This is a genomic window from Amycolatopsis sp. FBCC-B4732 (genome assembly GCF_023008405.1).
GTDB lineage: Bacteria > Actinomycetota > Actinomycetes > Mycobacteriales > Pseudonocardiaceae > Amycolatopsis > Amycolatopsis pretoriensis_A.
Map to the genome: position 1 here is coordinate 5,742,598 of NZ_CP095376.1, position 16,835 is coordinate 5,759,432.

The 16,835-nt window shown below is 72.8% G+C and carries 17 protein-coding genes; 8 read left to right on the forward strand and 9 right to left on the reverse strand.

Features of this window, described 5'->3' with window-relative positions; all coding sequences use genetic code 11:
• The first annotated feature begins 36 nt into the window (after window positions 1-36).
• Window positions 37-537 carry a peptide deformylase gene (gene def / locus MUY14_RS24760; protein WP_247012304.1) on the forward strand — a complete coding sequence of 167 codons (501 nt, stop codon included), beginning with the start codon at window positions 37-39 and terminating at the stop codon, window positions 535-537.
• Here def and MUY14_RS24765 read toward each other — a convergent pair.
• The 5 genes from MUY14_RS24765 to MUY14_RS24785 form a co-directional block, all read right to left on the reverse strand.
• Complete coding sequence (locus tag MUY14_RS24765) at window positions 534-1,595, reverse strand: GNAT family N-acetyltransferase (protein ID WP_247025228.1); 1,062 nt, start codon at window positions 1,593-1,595, stop codon at window positions 534-536. The genes def and MUY14_RS24765 overlap by 4 nt on opposite strands.
• Before the next feature lie 74 nt (window positions 1,596-1,669).
• Window positions 1,670-2,506 (reverse strand): alpha/beta fold hydrolase, encoded by an 837-nt coding sequence (locus tag MUY14_RS24770; RefSeq protein WP_247012306.1) that lies wholly within the window; start codon window positions 2,504-2,506, stop codon window positions 1,670-1,672.
• Window positions 2,507-2,521: 15 nt separating this feature from the next.
• The gene (locus MUY14_RS24775; protein WP_247012308.1) at window positions 2,522-3,253 is read right to left on the reverse strand and encodes a VOC family protein; all 732 of its coding nucleotides are present in this window, start codon (window positions 3,251-3,253) and stop codon (window positions 2,522-2,524) included.
• A gap of 58 nt (window positions 3,254-3,311) precedes the next feature.
• Window positions 3,312-4,079, reverse strand: coding sequence for a maleylpyruvate isomerase family mycothiol-dependent enzyme (locus tag MUY14_RS24780; protein ID WP_247012310.1), 768 nt, complete (start codon window positions 4,077-4,079; stop codon window positions 3,312-3,314).
• Window positions 4,069-5,388 (reverse strand): SAV_6107 family HEPN domain-containing protein, encoded by a 1,320-nt coding sequence (locus MUY14_RS24785; RefSeq protein ID WP_247012312.1) that lies wholly within the window; start codon window positions 5,386-5,388, stop codon window positions 4,069-4,071. The genes MUY14_RS24780 and MUY14_RS24785 overlap by 11 nt, the downstream gene beginning before the upstream one ends.
• Before the next feature lie 214 nt (window positions 5,389-5,602).
• Here MUY14_RS24785 and MUY14_RS24790 point away from each other — a divergent pair, with 214 nt between their 5' ends.
• Together MUY14_RS24790 and MUY14_RS24795 are read left to right on the forward strand one after the other, a co-directional pair.
• Window positions 5,603-6,115 (forward strand): YbaK/EbsC family protein, encoded by a 513-nt coding sequence (locus MUY14_RS24790; protein ID WP_247012314.1) that lies wholly within the window; start codon window positions 5,603-5,605, stop codon window positions 6,113-6,115.
• Window positions 6,112-6,684 (forward strand): GNAT family N-acetyltransferase, encoded by a 573-nt coding sequence (locus MUY14_RS24795; RefSeq protein ID WP_247012316.1) that lies wholly within the window; start codon window positions 6,112-6,114, stop codon window positions 6,682-6,684. The genes MUY14_RS24790 and MUY14_RS24795 overlap by 4 nt, the downstream gene beginning before the upstream one ends.
• Before the next feature lie 17 nt (window positions 6,685-6,701).
• Here MUY14_RS24795 and MUY14_RS24800 read toward each other — a convergent pair whose 3' ends face one another.
• The 4 genes from MUY14_RS24800 to MUY14_RS24815 form a co-directional block, all read right to left on the reverse strand.
• Window positions 6,702-7,571: a DMT family transporter gene (locus tag MUY14_RS24800; RefSeq protein ID WP_247012318.1), complete on the reverse strand. Its 870-nt coding sequence runs from the start codon at window positions 7,569-7,571 to the stop codon at window positions 6,702-6,704.
• A 221-nt stretch (window positions 7,572-7,792) separates the two neighbouring features.
• On the reverse strand, window positions 7,793-9,172 hold the full coding sequence (locus tag MUY14_RS24805) for a hypothetical protein (RefSeq protein WP_247012320.1): 1,380 nt from the start codon (window positions 9,170-9,172) through the stop codon (window positions 7,793-7,795).
• A 26-nt stretch (window positions 9,173-9,198) separates the two neighbouring features.
• Window positions 9,199-10,884, reverse strand: a complete 1,686-nt coding sequence (locus tag MUY14_RS24810) for a DUF885 domain-containing protein (RefSeq protein WP_247012322.1) — start codon at window positions 10,882-10,884, stop codon at window positions 9,199-9,201.
• Window positions 10,885-10,926: 42 nt separating this feature from the next.
• Entirely contained in the window at window positions 10,927-11,811 is an 885-nt protein-coding gene (locus MUY14_RS24815) for a methylenetetrahydrofolate reductase (protein ID WP_247012324.1), read from the reverse strand.
• Window positions 11,812-11,917: 106 nt separating this feature from the next.
• Here MUY14_RS24815 and merB point away from each other — a divergent pair, with 106 nt between their 5' ends.
• From merB to MUY14_RS24840, 5 genes are all read left to right on the forward strand, one after another.
• Window positions 11,918-12,607, forward strand: coding sequence for an organomercurial lyase (gene merB, locus MUY14_RS24820; protein WP_247012327.1), 690 nt, complete (start codon window positions 11,918-11,920; stop codon window positions 12,605-12,607).
• A 61-nt stretch (window positions 12,608-12,668) separates the two neighbouring features.
• Window positions 12,669-13,757 carry a polyprenyl synthetase family protein gene (locus MUY14_RS24825; RefSeq protein ID WP_247012329.1) on the forward strand — a complete coding sequence of 363 codons (1,089 nt, stop codon included), beginning with the start codon at window positions 12,669-12,671 and terminating at the stop codon, window positions 13,755-13,757.
• Window position 13,758: 1 nt separating this feature from the next.
• A complete protein-coding gene (crtI, locus tag MUY14_RS24830) occupies window positions 13,759-15,231 on the forward strand; it encodes a phytoene desaturase family protein (RefSeq protein WP_247012331.1) in 1,473 nt (490 codons plus the stop codon).
• Entirely contained in the window at window positions 15,228-16,136 is a 909-nt protein-coding gene (locus tag MUY14_RS24835) for a phytoene/squalene synthase family protein (protein WP_247012333.1), read from the forward strand. The genes crtI and MUY14_RS24835 overlap by 4 nt, the downstream gene beginning before the upstream one ends.
• Before the next feature lie 392 nt (window positions 16,137-16,528).
• Entirely contained in the window at window positions 16,529-16,774 is a 246-nt protein-coding gene (locus tag MUY14_RS24840; protein WP_247012336.1) for a hypothetical protein, read from the forward strand.
• Window positions 16,775-16,835 lie beyond the last annotated feature (61 nt).

Consider the following 16,835-nt stretch of genomic DNA (forward strand, 5'->3'; position numbering starts at 1 on the left):
GCTGCCAGTCCGACACGCACGAAGGATGTTCTGCTCATGGCGATGCGCGAACTGCGCTATTTCGGCGACCCGATCCTCAAGTCCGTCTGCGACCCGGTCACCGTGTTCGACGAGAAGCTCGAAGCGCTCGTGCGGGATCTGGTCGACTCGGTCAAACCCGCCGGGCGGGCCGGGCTCGCCGCGCCGCAGATCGGTGTCGGGTTGCGGGTTTTCAGCTACGACGTCGCCGGGCTGACCGGGTACGTCGTCAACCCCGAGGTCGTCGAAGTGTCCGAAGAGACGCACGAAATCGACGAAGGCTGCCTGTCCGTGCCGGAGCTGTGGTTCCCCACCCGGCGCGCGAAGCACGCGAAGGTCCGGGGCGTCGACATCCACAACGAGCCCATCGAGGTCGAAGGCGAAGACGTGCTGGCGCAGTGCCTCCAGCACGAAACCGATCACCTCGACGGTGTCCTCTACCTCGACCGGCTCACCGCCGAGCGCAAGAAGTCCGCCATGCGCGAAGCGCGGGACAAAGACTGGTTCTGGAAGCGCTAAGCGGGCAGGAACAGCCGGAGCTTGGCGCCGTCCTCGGGGGCGCGTTCCGTCCGCAGGCCGGCCCGGGCCGCCGTGCGGGGCAGGACGTCGTCGCCGGTCAGGCAGTCGGCCGTCAGCTCCGTGATGCCCTGGGTTTCCGCGAGGACGGCGAGCCGGGCCAGCAGGGCCGTGCCGATGCCCTGCTGCTGCCAGTCGTCCTCCACCAGCAGTGAGATCTCGGCAGGCCCCGACGCGCTCGGGATGAGCTGCGCCAGGCCGATCACCTCGCGGCCGAACACCGCCAGCACGCTGGTTCCGCGCGGGGGCACCAGCAGCCGGTGCAGCCAGCGGCGCGGGACCGTCCGCACGCCCGAGTGGTAGCGCCGGAAGAGCGTCGCCATCGAGCAGCGGCGGTGCAGGTCGGCGACCGCGTCGGTGTCGCCGGGGAGGCCTTTGCGCAGGACGATCGCGGCGCCGTCCGGACGGTCGAGCACGACCGGGCCGGCCGCGTTCCGGGCCGCCGCCGTCAGCAGCGCCACCAGTGCTTCGGCACGGGTCAGTTCCAGCTGCACGAACGGGGCCCAGCGGCGGCGCGCCACCAGTGCGCGGTCGCCGGCCAGCGCGAACACCGCCCGGTGCCCGCTTTCCGTGCGGGCCGGGTTCGCTTCGGTGGCGGGCACGAGCGTCACGACGTCCGCGGCGAGGACGTCCTTGAGCACCTCCGCGAGGCGGGCCGGGTCGTCGACGGCGCGGCGGGCCGTCAGCAGCGTCGACGCGGCCGGGTCGACCAGCTCGTGGACGTCGGCGTCGATGATCGCGGTGCATTCGCAGCCCTCGGCGCGGATGGCCTCGGCGAGGTGCCGGCGGGGCAGGCCGGTCGCGGGGCGCAGCACGATCTCGTCGAGCACCCCGCCGGGCACCGGCAGCACGCTCAGGCCGAGGATGTTGCACTCCAGGTCGGCGAGCCGGATGGCGAGGCGGGCCAGGGTGCCCGGGTGGTCGTGCATCCGGACCCGCACCCGCCACGCCGACGCGACGGCGGGTTCCTCGACGACGGCCGTCCGGTCCGGCTGGGGCAACGCTCTGGAGGTCTCCATGTCCCCACGGTCCCGCGTGGTTGTTGCCAAGCCAGGACGCCGGTGTTTCGCGCAGGTCAGCGTTCGACGCGGCCCGGCAACCCCGGCGAAACACTCGTCAGCCAGGAACGCAGCTCCGTCGCCAGCGCGACCGGGGCGTCCAGCTGGACCAGGTGCCCGGCGTCGCGGAGCGGGGTGAACTTCGCGCCCGGGATGCCCGCGGCGAGCCGCTCGCCGATCCCGATCGGGATCCAGGTGTCCTCGGTGCCCCACAGCACGTGCACGGGCAGGTCGACGCGGTCCAGCAGTCCCTCGATCTCGGCGAGGTAGCTCTCGTCGTACGCCGCGATCTGGCGGTACAGCGCCGGCTGGCCTTCTTCGCCGAGCCACGGCGCGGCGAGCTCGTCGACGTCGGCTTCGCGCAGCTCGCGGTGGCTCGCGTTGGCGACGTAGGCCCGGACCAGCGCCTCGTGGATGTACGGCGGCACCCGGGCGAGCACGTCCGGGTGTTCCTTGACGAGCTGGAAGAACGGCGAGCCCGACGGCGGGATGGCCACGGCGTCGACGAGCAACAGCGACGCGTACGGCACGCCGTGGACCAGGTTGGTGCGCAGCGACACGACGCCGCCGTAGTCGTGGGCGACGACGTGCGGCCGGTCGAGCTCCCAGTGCGCGAGCAGCGCCCGGAACGCCTCGGCTTGGACGTCGAAGCCGACTTCGTGCCCGGCGTCCTTGGACGATCGGCCGTAGCCGGGCATGTCCCAGAGGTAGACGGTGAAGTCGCCGCTCAGCGCTTCGGCGAAGGGCCGCCAGAGCCACGAGGACCACGGCGTGCCGTGGCAGAACACCACCGGGGGCCCGGAGCCGGCACGGTCCCAGGCGATCCGGCGCCCCTGCCAGTGGAAGGTCTCCATGACCTCCAAGCTAGGTCACCGCGGGGTCAGCACGCAGAACTCGTTGCCCTCCGGATCGGTCAGCACCCGCCACGGCACCGGCGGCCCGCCCAGGTCCGCCGGTGCCGCACCGGCCGCGACGACCTCCCGCACCGCCGCGGCGTGGTCCGCGCCCGCCGGGGGCGCGACGTCCAGGTGGACGCGGTTCTTGCCGCGCTTGGCGTCGTCGTTGCGGAGGAACTCCAGCCACGGCCCGCGCCCGGACGGCGCGCGCAGCCCCACCAGGACGTCACCTTCGCGGGCTTCGACCGGCCGGCCCGTGAGCCCTGCCCAGAACGCCGCCAGTTTCTCCGGGTCGTGGGCGTCGACCAGGATCGACGCCACCGCGCCCGTCTCCGCGTAGCGCTCGCGGGGCTCGAGGACGCAGAACTCGTTGCCCTCCGGATCCGCCAGCACGACCCACGGGACCGCGCCCTGGCCGACGTCGACGCGGCCGCCGCCCAGCTCGAGGGCGCGCGCCACCAGCGCGGCCTGGTGCTCGGGGGTCTTGCTCGCCAGGTCCAGGTGGATCCGGTTCTTCACCTCCTTGGGGTCCGGGACCGGGACGAAGACGAGGTCCAGGTCCCAGCCGTCGGTCTCCGGGGCGCGCACGTCGACCTCGCCGAGGTCTTCGACGGCGACGTCCCAGCCGAGCAGCGCGGCCCAGAAGTCCGCGAGGACCTCCGGGCGCGCCGCGTCGATCACCAGGTTCACCAGGCGCGTGTTCATGCGGCGCAGGCTAACCGCCACCCCCGACAGTTCCGGTTCGGCTTCCCCACCGGCCGGTTCATCGGGTCGCGAGCCGCAGCAGCGCCCAGAGCTGGGCCGCCTGGTCGTGGACGCCGCGCACGGTCACCGAGGTCAGGGACGCGCGGCCCCAGAGCCACAGGTAGACCTGCGCGGGCTTCGCCGTGACGACGTCGTCCGCGGCCTCGGCCTCCTCGGCCGAACAGCGCCAGGCTTCGGTGGTTTCGGGCCCGGCGCGCGCGATCCAGCTGTGGGCGCCGGTGCGCACGCCGACCGAGCCCGCTTTCGTGCCGGTCAGCCCGAGCATCGGCAGCTTGTGGCCGAACCACAGGGTGAGCGCTTCGTCGATGCCGTCGATCGCGAGGTCGTCGGGCACGCCGCGCGGGTCCGCGCCGGACGCCTGCTCGACGTCGACGCGGTGGATCAGCGTCTCGTGCAGCATCCGGCGCCGCCAGAACCCGTAGGTCGGGTCCGCGGGCCACCAGGTGTCGGCGCGCTCCTGCGGTTCGTGGGCGGCGAGTTCGTCGAGCAGCTCGGCGAGGCCCGTCTCGAGGAACTCGTGGAGCGGCCGGCCCGGTTCGGGGTCGCGCTGCCAGTCTTCGGGGGTGCGGCCGTCCGCGAGCCGGCGCCGGACGAGCCGGTAGACGCTCCCGACGTGCCGCGCCACCTCGCCGAGCGACCAGCCGGGGCAGGCGGGCACCGGCGCTTCGAGCGGAGCGGCGTGCACGGCCTCGGCCAGCACGCGGCCTTCGATCCCCAGCGCCGTGAGCAGCCGCCCCGGGTCGACCGGGCCGTGCTCACGCGACATGGGCTTCCCCACTGACCGGCAGGCCGTGCACGAGCCGGCGCACGAGCTCCAGGAACAGCCCGGCGACGCGCACCAGCTGAGCGGCCGACTCCCCGGTGACCTTCCCGGTGATCCCGGCCTGCGCGGCGGCGCGCGTGGCGGAGTTGCCGGCGAAGAAGGCGGACCACTCGTGCAGCTCGGGCGCGACGGAGTCGAGCAGCATCCAGCTACTGGCCGGCCGGGCCCGCCCCCGGTGCGGCCGGCCCCGCGCGGCGAGCACGGCGGCGGCCCCGCGCAGGGCGGCGAGGTAGGCCCCGATGAACCGCTCGGCGGGGGCGGTCTCACGTTCGGCTTCGGCGAGCCCACGCCGAGCTTGGGCGAGCAACGCGGCCGCGGCGGGCGGCGCGGGAGGGTGGAGCGACATGGGCAGCTGGGACTGATCGGACTCCGCGACGGGCGGGCTGAGGGGCACGCGTTGAGGAGGGACGGCGACCTCGGGCGCATCCGGGACCGGGGCGGATGTCGGCTCGGGCGCCGTCGAGTCCGCGGCCGGTGAGGCCGCGATGGCGACGGGCGGATGCGGCACCCCGGGCCGCGCAGGTGCGACGGTGGCCGGCAGGTCCGCGGTGGCGGCGGGCGAGTGCGACAACGCGAGCTGCGCGGGTTCGGTGGCGGCGGACGGGACGGCCGCCGGCAAGTCCGCGACGGCGGTGGGCGACTGCGACAACGCGAGCTGCGCGGGCGCAGCGGCGGTGGCGGGCAAGCGCGCTGTGGCGACGGCCGGAGGCAAGTCCGCGATGGCGGTGGGCGACTGCGACAACGCGAGCTGCCCAGGCGCAGCGGCGGTGGCGGCCAAGCTCGCCACGGCGGCGGCCGGGGCGGCCGCCGGCAGGTCCGCGACGACAGCGGGCGACTGCGGCAATGCAAGCTGCGCAGGTGCGGCGTTGGCGGGCAAGCTCACCACGGCGGCAGCTGAGGCGGCAGCCGGAGGCAAGTCCGCGATGGCGGCGGGCGACTGCGGCAACGCGAGCTGCCCAGGCGCGGCCGTCGAGTACGCGAGCGCCGCGGGCGGCCGCAGCGGCAACCCGGGCCGCACCGGGTCCCCCGCTCCCGACGGGCGCGGGTGGCGCCGCCCCGCCGCGTCGGTCTCTGCCGGGTGCGGGGACATCGGCAGCTCCGGCTGCCTCGGCTCCGCGGCGGACGAAGACGGGCGCGGGCGGCGGGGACGGCCGTGGTGGGGGCCGGGGGCCGGTGGGGTCACCGGAGGGCGCAGCGACATGGGCAGCTGGGGCTGTCCGGGTTCCGTGGGGGACACGACCTCGACGGACATGGCGACCCTCCTCCTGCGCGGCGTGAGCTCGATCCGGTACCCGGCGCCGAGACGCTTCCCCCGTCCCGGAGCCGGGCACCCGACCGGTGCGCGCTCACCAGATGTCGAACGTCTGTTCGAACAATTTCCAGAGTAACCCCGGACCGGGCATCCGCTCAACCCCAGGGGTGGAATCCCGCGGGACAGCAGGTCGGCGGCGTGATCTCATAGGCGCATGAGTTCGCTGGACCACCCCGCCGTCGCCAAGGTGGCGGCCGCGCTCGCCGAAGCCGGGCAGCACGCCGCCGCCGAAGGCATCCGCGTTCTGGCCGCCGAGGTGCGGACCGCCGCCCAGGCGGCCGACGCGCTCGGCGTTCCCGTCGGCGCCATCGCCAACAGCCTCATCTTCCGCCTGGGGTCCGACAAAAACGCGCTCCTCGCCCTCACCTCGGGGGCGCACCGCGCGGATCCGGCCACCCTCGCGCGGCTGGCCGGGGGCGAAATCGGCAAGGCCGACGCCGATTTCGTGCGGGCGCACACCGGGCAGCCGATCGGGGGCGTCGCGCCCGTCGGGCACCCGCGGCCGCTGCCGACGCTGGTCGACACCGCGCTGCGGGCCCACGACGTCGTCTGGGCCGCCGCCGGGCACCCCAAGACCGTCTACCCCACGACCTTCGCGGACCTCGTGGCGTTGACCGGGGGCACCCCCGGCGCGCTCGGCGGCGCGGAGGAAGATGGCTCGCTGTGACCGCGATGCCCGCCGGCTGCTCCCGCTACGTCCAGCTCTCGACGGACGAGTTCCGCGCGCGCCTGCCCGAAGCGCTCGACATCTACGTGCGGGCGATGCGGTACCCGGCCGGCACGGCCGAGCAGCGGGCGCCGATGTGGCTCACCCACGCGCTGCGCGAGGGCTGGCGCTGCATGGCCGCGCTCGACGCCGACGACGTCCTGCTCGGGCTGGCCTACGGCTACCGCGGCCGGGCCGGGCAGTGGTGGCACGAGCAGGTGCGCCACGGCCTGAGCCGTCGCTCCGGGCCCGCCGAGGCCGACCGCTGGCTGGGTGACTACTTCGAGCTGACCGAGATCCACGTCAAGCCGGAGAACCAGGGGCACCAGATCGGCGAAGACCTGCTGCGCGGCCTCCTCGACGGCGTGCCGAGCGCGAACGTGCTGCTCTCCACGCCCGAAGGCACCAGCCGGGCGTGGAAGCTCTACCGCCGGACCGGGTTCGTCGACGTCCTGCGCGACTACCACTTCGCCGGCGACCCGCGGCCGTTCGCGATCCTCGGGCGGGCGCTGCCCCTCGAGCCGCGCTGAGGGGCAGCACCCGGGTTTCACCGCGGTTCGGGCCGCCAGTAGCCGACCGCCAGCGCCGCGACCAGCACGGCCACGCCGCACCACGCCGTGCCGCTCAGCCGCTCGCCGAGCAGCACCGCGGACAGCACCGCCGCCGTCAGCGGCTCGAGCACCGCCGACAACGCGCCCAGCACGGGGTGCGCGTCGGTCAGGCCGCGCAGGTACGCCGCGTACGCGAGCGCGGTGGGGACGGCGCCGAGGTAGCAGGCCACCAGCAGGACGTCCGCGTGCAGCGGCAGCGCCATCCCGGTCCAGTTCGCGACCGGGGTGAGCAGCAGGCCGCCGGTCAGGCAGCCGAACGCCGTCGTGGGCAGCGGCTCCAGGCCCTCGACGGGCTTCGCCGTGAGCAGCGTCAACGCCGCGAAGCCGACCGCGGCGAGGAGCGCGAAGCCGAGACCGCCGAGCGTGGCCACGGCGTCCGGTGACCAGCGCAGCAGCACCAGTCCGGCGAGCGTGCCCGCCACCGAGGCCAGCGTCCAGCCGCCGGGTTTCCGGGTGCCGGCGAGGGTGACCACGACCGGCGCGGCGCCGATCGTGGTCATCGTCGCGATGCTGACCGAGCTCAGCGAGACGGCGGCGAAGTAGCTCGCCTGGAACAGCGCGAACAGCCCGCCGACGGCGAGGACGCGCTTGACCGCTCCGGCCGTGCGCGGGAAGGTGCCGCCCTTCAGGAGGACGAACAGGGTGGCGAACCCGCCGCCGACGAGCAGCCGGTAGGCGGCGACGGCGAGCGGGTGGAGACCGGCGAGGTCGCCGAGCAGCGAGCCGGCGAGGCCACCGGTGCCCCAGAGGACACCGGCGAGGACGAGCGCGGCCGAAGAACGGACGCGCGTGGGCAGAGACACCAAAGGAACGCTCCTGCGTCGAAGGAAGGGGGAAATCGACGACGCGGGGCGGTGCGCAAGACGAAGCGGCCGCGGGCGCTCAGGCCACGCGGCGAGGAACCACCCCGCTCAGGCGCGGGGCGGTGGGGTGACGAGGAAGATCCGGTGCACGGGAGGAACCTATCAGCGGGGCCGGGCCGACACGACTGATTTCGGCTGGTTCAGGATCGGGACGGACTGTCGGCTTACTCCTCCAGCTTCTCCAGGTCCGCCCGCTCGGCAGCTCTTTCGGCTTTCAGCTCATCGTGGTAGCGCGACCAGATTCCTGCCATGGCCGATTCCGGCAGGTTGGTCCGCCACTCGAGGATCTTCAGCTGCTTGCGCGCGAGAACAGAGTCGTACGCCTGGTCGTTCGAACGGTAAGCCTCAAGCACGGAACGCAAGTCGTCTGCTGTGAAGGCGGCCGCCAGTGCAACCAAGCCCTTCATCCAGAATTCTGCCTCCGTGTAGTAGAGGGCACGGCGCAGACGGTTGACGAAATGGCTGATCAGACGCCGATCCGGTTCGACTTCGAGCTGATCGGTGAAGTGGTCGACGACGACCGGATCGTCTTGGACATCGGCAACTCGTTCGATGAGGTAGCCATCCACGGGCGGAAACGGCAGCGGAGCGAACAGCGCCCTGGGCACCACGAGCTCTCCGATCGAGGTAGTCGCGATGAACGACTCGATCCGATGGCGGGTTCCGTCACGCAGATTTCGCCATGTGGGTTCTACGTAGCACAAGCCTTCGACCAGCAGCATCACACCGTCGTCATCGAGCCCGTCCTGCCGCTTGTCGAGGATCGACTTGAGGGATTGCTCGAATTCCGCCGGAATCAGCCACCACAAGGCTCGCGCCACCCGGGAGTACTGCCACCGCACCTTGTCGTCGTTCGCCTCGTCGAGGGTCGCCTTGATCGAAACAGCGCACAAACTCGACTTGAGCTGAGGAGTGCTGTTTTCGACAAAACCTTCGCGGATCGTGGCCAGTAGTTTTTCGTCGTCGCTGGGCAAGGACCTCGACCGCACCTGGGAATCGAACCGGTCGAGCAACCGCCGCCCTCGGACCGGACCGTGGGAAAGCAGCGCGTCCACCGCCGACGCGAGGTGGTCTCGGACACGCTCGGGCGTCGGGTTGAACAGCTCGTCTTCGGACACGAAAGCCGGATGCGCGCAGAGGTTGCGATCTTCCTTGAGCCTGGAGAGGTCGCGGTGGTCTTCGGCACTGATCAGCTGGAGCTTGTCGCGGGCATCGTCCAGTAGCGCGTTTTCGATCCGCTGCATCATCAGCTTGTCGCCTTGGGCTGCAGCCTTATGGATGCTGTCGCGCAGCAGTTTCGCGGCGGCGTCACCCTCGTCGGCCATATCCTTGACCTTGTCGATGACGTCGGCGACGACAGCGATCCACAGAGCCATGATCGCCGAGCGGTAGGAGCCCGCGTTGTACGCGCCCATCGCTTCTTCAACGTAGCGGCGAGACCGTACCGAACGAACTTGAATCTTCAGATCTTCCAAAGCACGCATGCGACAACCTGCACCATCGACCGAAGTGGCCTGGCCACTGTTCACCAGCGGCCAGGCCACACCTTCACTCGTCTTGACCGCGCACCTCAGTCCAGGTGGGCCAGCTGCTCCCGCAGCGTGTCCAGCCCCATCCCGCCCAGCTTCAGCGCCTCGGTGTGGAACCGCTTGATGTCGAACGCGGCTCCCGCGCGGGCCTGCGCCTCCGCGCGGGCGGTCAGCCAGAGGCGCTCGCCGATCTTGTACGCCGGGGCCTGGCCGGGCCAGCCGAGGTAGCGGTCGATCTCGTCGCGGAGGTGGGCCTCGTCGGTGATCGTGCGGGTCAGCATGAACTCCAGGCCGAGCTCCGGGGTCCAGCGCGCCCCCTCGTGGAAGCCGGTGCCCGCCGGGATCGTCAGCTCCAGGTGCATGCCGAGGTCGACGATCACCCGGGCGGCGCGGAACAGCTGCTCCGAGAGCATGCCCAGCAGGTCGCCGTCGTCGGAGAGGTAGCCCAGCTCCTCCATCAGGCGCTCGGAGTACAGCGCCCAGCCCTCCGCGTGGCCCGACGTGAAGGCCATCAGGCGCTGGTACTTGTTCAGCGACGCCGACTGGTCCACCGCCGTCGCGATCTGGAGGTGGTGGCCCGGCGCGCCCTCGTGGTAGACGGTGCTCGTCTCGCGCCACGTGCTGAACTCGTCGCGGCCGGCCGGCAGGGACCACCACATGCGGCCCGGGCGGCCGAAGTCCTCGCTGGGGCCGGTGTAGTACGCGCCGACGCCGCCGCCGGGCGGGGCGATCTTGCACTCCAGGGCCATCACGCGGTCGGAGATCTCGAAGTGCTTGCCGCGCAACGATTCCAGGGCGCCGTCGGACAGGCGCTGCATCCACGCCTCGAACTCCGCGCGGCCCTGGACGCGGTAGCGCGGGTCGGCGTCGAGGATCTCCGCGGCTTCCTTCGGGGTCGCGCCGGCCTTGACGCGGTTCGCGACCGCGCGCATCTCCGCTTCGATGCGGGAAAACTCGGCCCAGCCCCATTCGTAGGCCTCGCGCAGGTCGAGCGCGGCACCGACGAAGTACCGCGACCACAGGCGGTAGACGTCCTCGCCGACGGCGTCCTTGACCGGGGCCTTCGGCGCCAGCTCGGCGCGCAGGAACCCGGCGAACTCGGCGAACGCCTCCTCGGCGGCGCGCGCGCCGTGCGCGAGGTCGGCCTTGAGCGCTTCGCCCTGCGAAGCCGCCCCGGCGACGAGCTCGGCGAAGAAGCCCTTCGCCTCCTTCAAGCCGGCCCACGTCTCGCACTGCTCCGCCACCTTCGAGACCTGCCGCAGCGCCGCGACGTGACCCGCGTCGGCGCCCGCGAGGAGACCGCTGCGGACGCCGGCCAGCGCCTTCGGGACCTCGCCGATGCGGGCCGCGACGACCGACCAGTCCTGCTCCGACTCCAGCGGCATCAGGTCGAACGCCATCCGCAGCTCCTGCACGGGGCTGGAGATGACGTTCAGGCTGGCCACGTCGAGACCGGCTTCGTGGATCTCCAGCTCGAGGCCGAGGCGCTCGGTGAAGACGGCCTGCGCCGCCCGTTCCGCGGCGTCGCGCGGCTCGGCGGCCGCGACGGCGGCGTGCGCCCGCGCGGCCAGCCCGGCGCGCTCGGCGAAGCCGTCCGCGGAGTAGTCGGTCAGCCGGTGGTCGTGACCGGTGATGCCGTAGGAGGTCGCGGCGACCGGGTCCGCGGCCGCGTAGTCGTCGACGTAGCGGTCGCAGACACCGTTGACGTCTGAAGCAGTGGAAGCCATGCCGGGCACGCTACCGGGCCACACCGACCCGGTGGTACGTACTTAAGCACGGGCCGGGACGAGACCCAGCCGCGCGATGACCTCGCGCGTCGCCTTCGAGCGGTTGAACGTGTAGAAGTGCAGGTTCGGCACGCCTTCCGCGATCAGCTTCTCGCACAGCTCGGTGATGACGTCGATGCCCGCGGCGCGGAACGCCTTGGGGTCGTCGGCCAGCGGTTCCAGCCGGTCGAGCAGCTTCCGCGGGGCCGGGGCGCCGGACAGCTTGATCGTCGTCTGCAGCGTCCGCATGGTCGTGAGCGGCATGACGCCGGGCAGGACCGGGACGTCGCAGCCGGTCGCGGCCACCCGGTCGCGCAGCCGCAGGAAGTCCTCGGCGTCGTGGAACAGCTGCGCGATCGCGAAGTCCGCGCCCGCGCGCAGCTTGCGGACCAGGTACTTCGTGTCGGTGTCGAGGTCCGGCGAGCGGGGGTGGCCGTAGGTGGACGCCGAGACGCCGACGCAGAAGTCGCCCAGCTCGCGGACGAGCTGCACCAGCTCCTCGGCGTAGGTCAGGCCCTCGGGGTGCGGGATCCAGTCGCCGTAGACGTCGCCGGGCGGGTCGCCGCGCAGCGCGAGGATGTTGCGGACGCCGACCGAGGCGTACCAGCCGATGACGTTGCGCAGCTCGGCGACGGAGTGGTTGACCGCCGTCAGGTGGGCCATCGGCACCAGCGTCGTCTCGGTCGCGACGCGGGCGATGCTGCGGATCGTGCCGTCGCGGCTGGAGCCGCCCGCGCCGTAGGTGATCGACATGTAGGCCGGGTCGTACGGCTCGAGCTCCCGGACCGCCTTCCACAGGACGGCCTCGTCCGCCGCGTCCCGGGGCGGGAAGAACTCGATGGAGAACTTCGGCCCGTCTCCGCGCAACCGCTCGATCACCGACGTCATACCCGCATGTTAAAGGCCGACGCCCGCCATGCGGGAGCCCCCGTCCGCGTCGCGAGACTGCGGTTCGACTCACATTCGAGGCGCTATGGCGGCCTAAACTGGCCGGGTGCGCGAAGACGACGTGAGCTGGGACGAGGACGTGCGCCTCGCGGTCTACCACGCGTTCGCCGACCACGGCCGGGCGCCGACCGCGCCGGAGCTGGCCGACGCGGCGGGCGGCTCGCTGGCCGTCGCGAAACAGGCGCTGCACCGCCTCGCCGACGCCCACCACCTGGTGCTCGACGACTGCGAGCACGTCGTGCTGGCGCACCCGTTCGCCGCGAAACCGCTCGGGTTCTCCGTGATGGGCGCGCGCACCCTGTGGTGGGGTGGCTGCGCCTGGGACTCGTTCGCCATCCCGCACCTGGCCGAAGCCGAGCCGGAGGTGCTGGTCGCGACGCGCTGCCCCGGCTGCGGCCAGCCGCACGCGCTGGTCGTGAACCGGGCCGAGCCGCCGGAAGGCGCCCAGGTCGCGCACTTCCTCGTACCCGCATCGCGGATGTGGGACGACGTGCTGCACACGTGCGCGAACCAGCGGCTGTTCTGCTGCGAGTCCTGTGTGGACGCCTGGCTCGCGGAATCCGGGCAGGACAAGGGTTCCGTGCTGGACCTCGTGACGCTGTGGCGGCTCGCGCGCGGCTGGTACGAGGGCAGGCTCGAGCGCGGCTACCGGCGCCGCGAACCGGACAGCGCGGCCGCTTACTTCGCCGAAGCGGGCCTGACGGGATCGTTCTGGGCCGCCACGGCCGGAGTCTGATTCACCACATCCGGGTGCCCCGGCGGGCCGCGCACCCGCGGGTTCGGCGAGGATGGGCCGCATGAACGCGCCCGCCGACACCGACCTGCCCGCCCACGTCGAGCGGGCGCTCGCCGGGTTCCTCGACCGGGCCGGCACCGAGATCCTGGCGACCGAGCCGACGGTGGCCGCCGGCATCGACGCGCTGCGCGGGTTCGTGCTCGGCGGCGGCAAGCGGCTGCGCCCGACGTTCGCCTGGTGGGGCTGGCGCGGCGCGGGCGGCGACCCCGAGGGCCCGGACGCCGAGGGCGTGCTGCAGGCGGTGGCCAGCCTCGAGCTGATCCAGGCGTGCGCGCTGATCCACGACGACCTCATCGACTCCTCCGACTCCCGCCGCGGCTTCCCGACCGTGCACATCGCGGGCGCGAAGCTGCACGCCGACCAGGGCTGGCTCGGCTCCCCCGCGACGTTCGGCCTGGCCACCGCGGTGCTGGTCGGCGACCTGGCGCTGGCCTGGGCGGACGACATGTTCGCCGACGCCCCGCTGCCCGCACGGACGCTCGCCGCGGCCCGCCCGGCGTGGCGCGCGATGCGCACCGAGGTGCTCGCCGGCCAGTACCTCGACGTCCGCACGCAGGCCACCGGCGACGCCTCCGTCGAGGCCGCCCTCAAGATCGACCGGCTCAAGACCGCCGCCTACACCGTCCAGCGGCCCCTGCACCTGGGCGCCGCGCTCGGCGGGGCCGCTCCCGAGCTGATCGCCACGCTGCTGGAGTTCGGCGGCGAGGTCGGCGTCGCGTTCCAGCTGCGCGACGACCTGCTCGGCGTGTTCGGCGACCCGTCGGTCACCGGCAAGCCCGCCGGGGACGACCTGCGCGAGGGCAAGCGCACCCTGCTCGTGGCCCTCGGCCTGCAGCTCGCCGCCGAAAAGAACGAGACGGCCGCGGCCACCGTGATCGCGGACGCGATCGGCGACGCCGACCTGTCCGACGAAGGCGTCGAGACCGTCCGGATGGCGTTGCAGCAGGTCGGCGCGGTCGACGCGGTCGAGCGCCGGATCGACGAGCTGACGACGGCGGCGATGGCCGCGCTCGAGCGCGCGCACCTGGCCGAGCCGGCGCCCGCGGCGCTGACCGGCCTGGTCGTCAAGGCCACCCAGCGGACGTACTGACGTGCGGACCATCGAGGGGCCTGCCGACCACGTCGTCGTGATCGGGGCCGGGCTGGCCGGGCTTTCGGCGGCCCTGCACCTGCTCGGCGCGGGCCGGCGCGTCACGCTGCTGGAGCAGGCGGACACCCCGGGCGGGCGGGCCGGGCAGCAGAGCTTCGACGGCAACGCGGTCGACACCGGCGCGAGCGTGCTGACCATGCCTGAACTGCTGGAAGAGGCGTTCGCCGCGGTCGGCGAGTCCCTGGCCAAGAACCTGCGCCTGACGCGGCTCGACCCGGCGTACCGGGCGCGCTTCGCCGACGGCAGCTCCCTCGCGCTGCACACCGACGGCGACGCGATGGAAGCCGAGATCCGCGAGTTCGCCGGTGCCCGCGAAGCGGCGGGCTACCGGGCGCTGCGGCGCTGGCTGAGCGAGCTGTACGCGGTGCAGAAGGACCGCTTCATCGGGACGAACTTCGACTCGCCCGCCGACCTGGCCCGCCCCGAGCTGGCGAAGCTCGCCGCGCTGGGCGGGTTCGGCAGGCTCGGCCCGCGCATCAGCCGCTACCTGCTCGACGAGCGCGTCCGGCGGCTGTTCTCCTTCCAGGCGCTCTACGCGGGCCTCGACCCGGCGCGCGCGATCGGCGCGTACGGCGTCATCTCGTACATGGACACCGTCGGCGGCGTCTACTACCCCGAAGGCGGGATGGGCGAGATCGGCCGGGCGCTGACCGGTGCCGCCGCGCGGGCGGGCGCGGCCGTCCGGTTCGGCACCGAAGCCGCCTGGCTCGAACGGGTGAATTCGCGGGTGCGCGCGGTGCGGACGCGCTCGGGCGAGCGGATCGCGTGCGACGCCGTCGTGCTGGCCACCGAGCTGTCCACGGCGTACCGGCTGATCGGCGCGCGGCCCCGGCGTCCGGTGCCGTTGCGCTACTCGCCGTCCGCCGTGGTGCTGCACGGGCGGACCACCGAGAAGTGGGACCTCGGCCACCACACGATCTTCTTCGGCGGTGCCTGGGAGCGGACGTTCGCGGAGATCATCCGCGAGGGAAAGCTGATGAGCGACCCGTCGCTGCTGGTCACGCGCCCGACGGCGACCGACCCCGGGCTGGCCGGGCGCGGTGGCGAGATCGTCTCGGTGCTCGCGCCCGCGCCGAACCTGCACCGCGGCCGGGTCGCCTGGGACCGCCTGCGCGGGCCGTACCGCGAAGAGCTGTTCCGCACGCTGGAGGCCCGCGGGCTGACCGGCTTCGGCGACGAGTTCAGCGTCGACGAGACCATCACCCCGGCGGACTGGGCGGCGCGCGGGCTCGCGGCGGGGACGCCGTTCTCGCTGGCGCACACGTTCGCGCAGACCGGCCCGTTCCGGCCGGCGAACCTGGTGCGCGCGGCGGGCAACGTCGTGCTCGCCGGCTGCGGCACCACCCCCGGCGTCGGCATCCCGCCGGTGCTCATCTCGGGACGACTGGCGGCGGAAAGGATCACCGGCCGGTGAACGAACTCGACGCCGCGGGCATCACGGCGCCGGACCTGCGGGCCGCGTACACCGAATGCCGGCGCATCAACGCGCACCACGGGCGCACGTTCTTCCTGGCGACCCGGCTGCTGCCGGCCCGGGCCCGCCCGGCGGCGCACGCGCTGTACGGGTTCGCGCGGATGGCCGACGAACTGGTCGACAACCCGGCCCCGGGCAGCGACCCGGCGGCGGCCCTCGACCGGGTCGGCGACCTGGTCGACGTCGTCTTCGACGGCGGGACCCCGGACGACGCGGTGCTCGTGGCGCTGGCCGACACCGTGCGGCGCTACGACCTTTCGCGCGACCTCTTCGCCGCGTTCCTGAAGTCGATGCGGATGGACCTTTCGCCGGTCGAGTTCGCGACGTTCGCCGAGCTGGGCGAGTACGTGTACGGCTCGGCCTCGGTGATCGGGCTGCAGATGCTGCCGGTGTTCGGCACGATCGGGCCGCCGGCCGACGCCGAGCCGGGCGCGATCGCGCTGGGCGAGGCGTTCCAGCTGACGAACTTCCTGCGCGACGTCGGCGAGGACCTCGACCGGGGCCGCCTGTACCTGCCGCTCGACGAACTGGCCGCGTTCGGCGTCTCGCGGTCGCTGCTCGAGGAGCGGCGGCCGGACCCGCGGATCCGCGCGGCGATGGCGTACTTCGTGGCGCGGACGCGGGCGGTGTACCGGCGAGCCGAAGCCGGGGTTCCCTTGCTGCGCCCCGAATCCCGGCCGTGCGTGCGGACGGCGTTGACGCTGTACCAGGGCATCCTCGACGAGATCGTCGCACTGGACTACGACATCCTGACGCGGCGGGCGGTGGTGCCGAAGTCGCGCAGGCTGGTAGTCGCCGCACCAGCCTTGGCGAGAGTCACGCTGAGCCGCCGATCACGGGCGTAACACCAGCGGAACTACCAGCGAGTCGGATGACGTCTTCGTGCGAATCGACCGGCTTGGTGGCGGCGGATGAACAGTCCTGAAGAAATCGTCGGTCGGCGGCTCGGTCGCGAGGCCGCGATCGCACGGGCCGACGAAGCCGACGCCCGCGCGACGGCGGCAGCGAACCTGCAGGCGGCGCGTCAAGCGGCAATGGCCTCGATTCGCGGGTCGCTGGCATCACTCGCGGGCTACGAGTACTTCGAGGCGAAGATCATCCGCCCGACGCTGAAGACCCACGGCCGCTTCCGCACCAAGGCGGACACATCCGCGCGCGTGGCCCGGAAGCTGACGTCCGAGCTGGAGCGGGACAAGGAAAGGTCTGGCAAGAAGTCCGGACGTACCTCGCAGACCTGGTGGTACTGCTCGATACCCGGACCCGCAACAAGCAGCTCGACCGCGACATCTCGGCGAAGTACGGCCTCGACCACGACCAGGTCGTCGCCGAGCTGGACAGGGTGCTCGGGCTGAGCACGCCCTCCCCGACCCCCAAGGAGCTGCCACCCGCTGTCGATCTGGCAGGTCTCGACAAGCTGCTTGTTCGTGAGCGAGCGGCTCGGACATCGCTCGACCACGGCACCTCGCCGTCGGAGACAGCCTGAACGTCGCAGGCCGGTAGTCGCGCTACCACCGTCGGCCGCGGTCTGGGCGCGCGAAACGTTC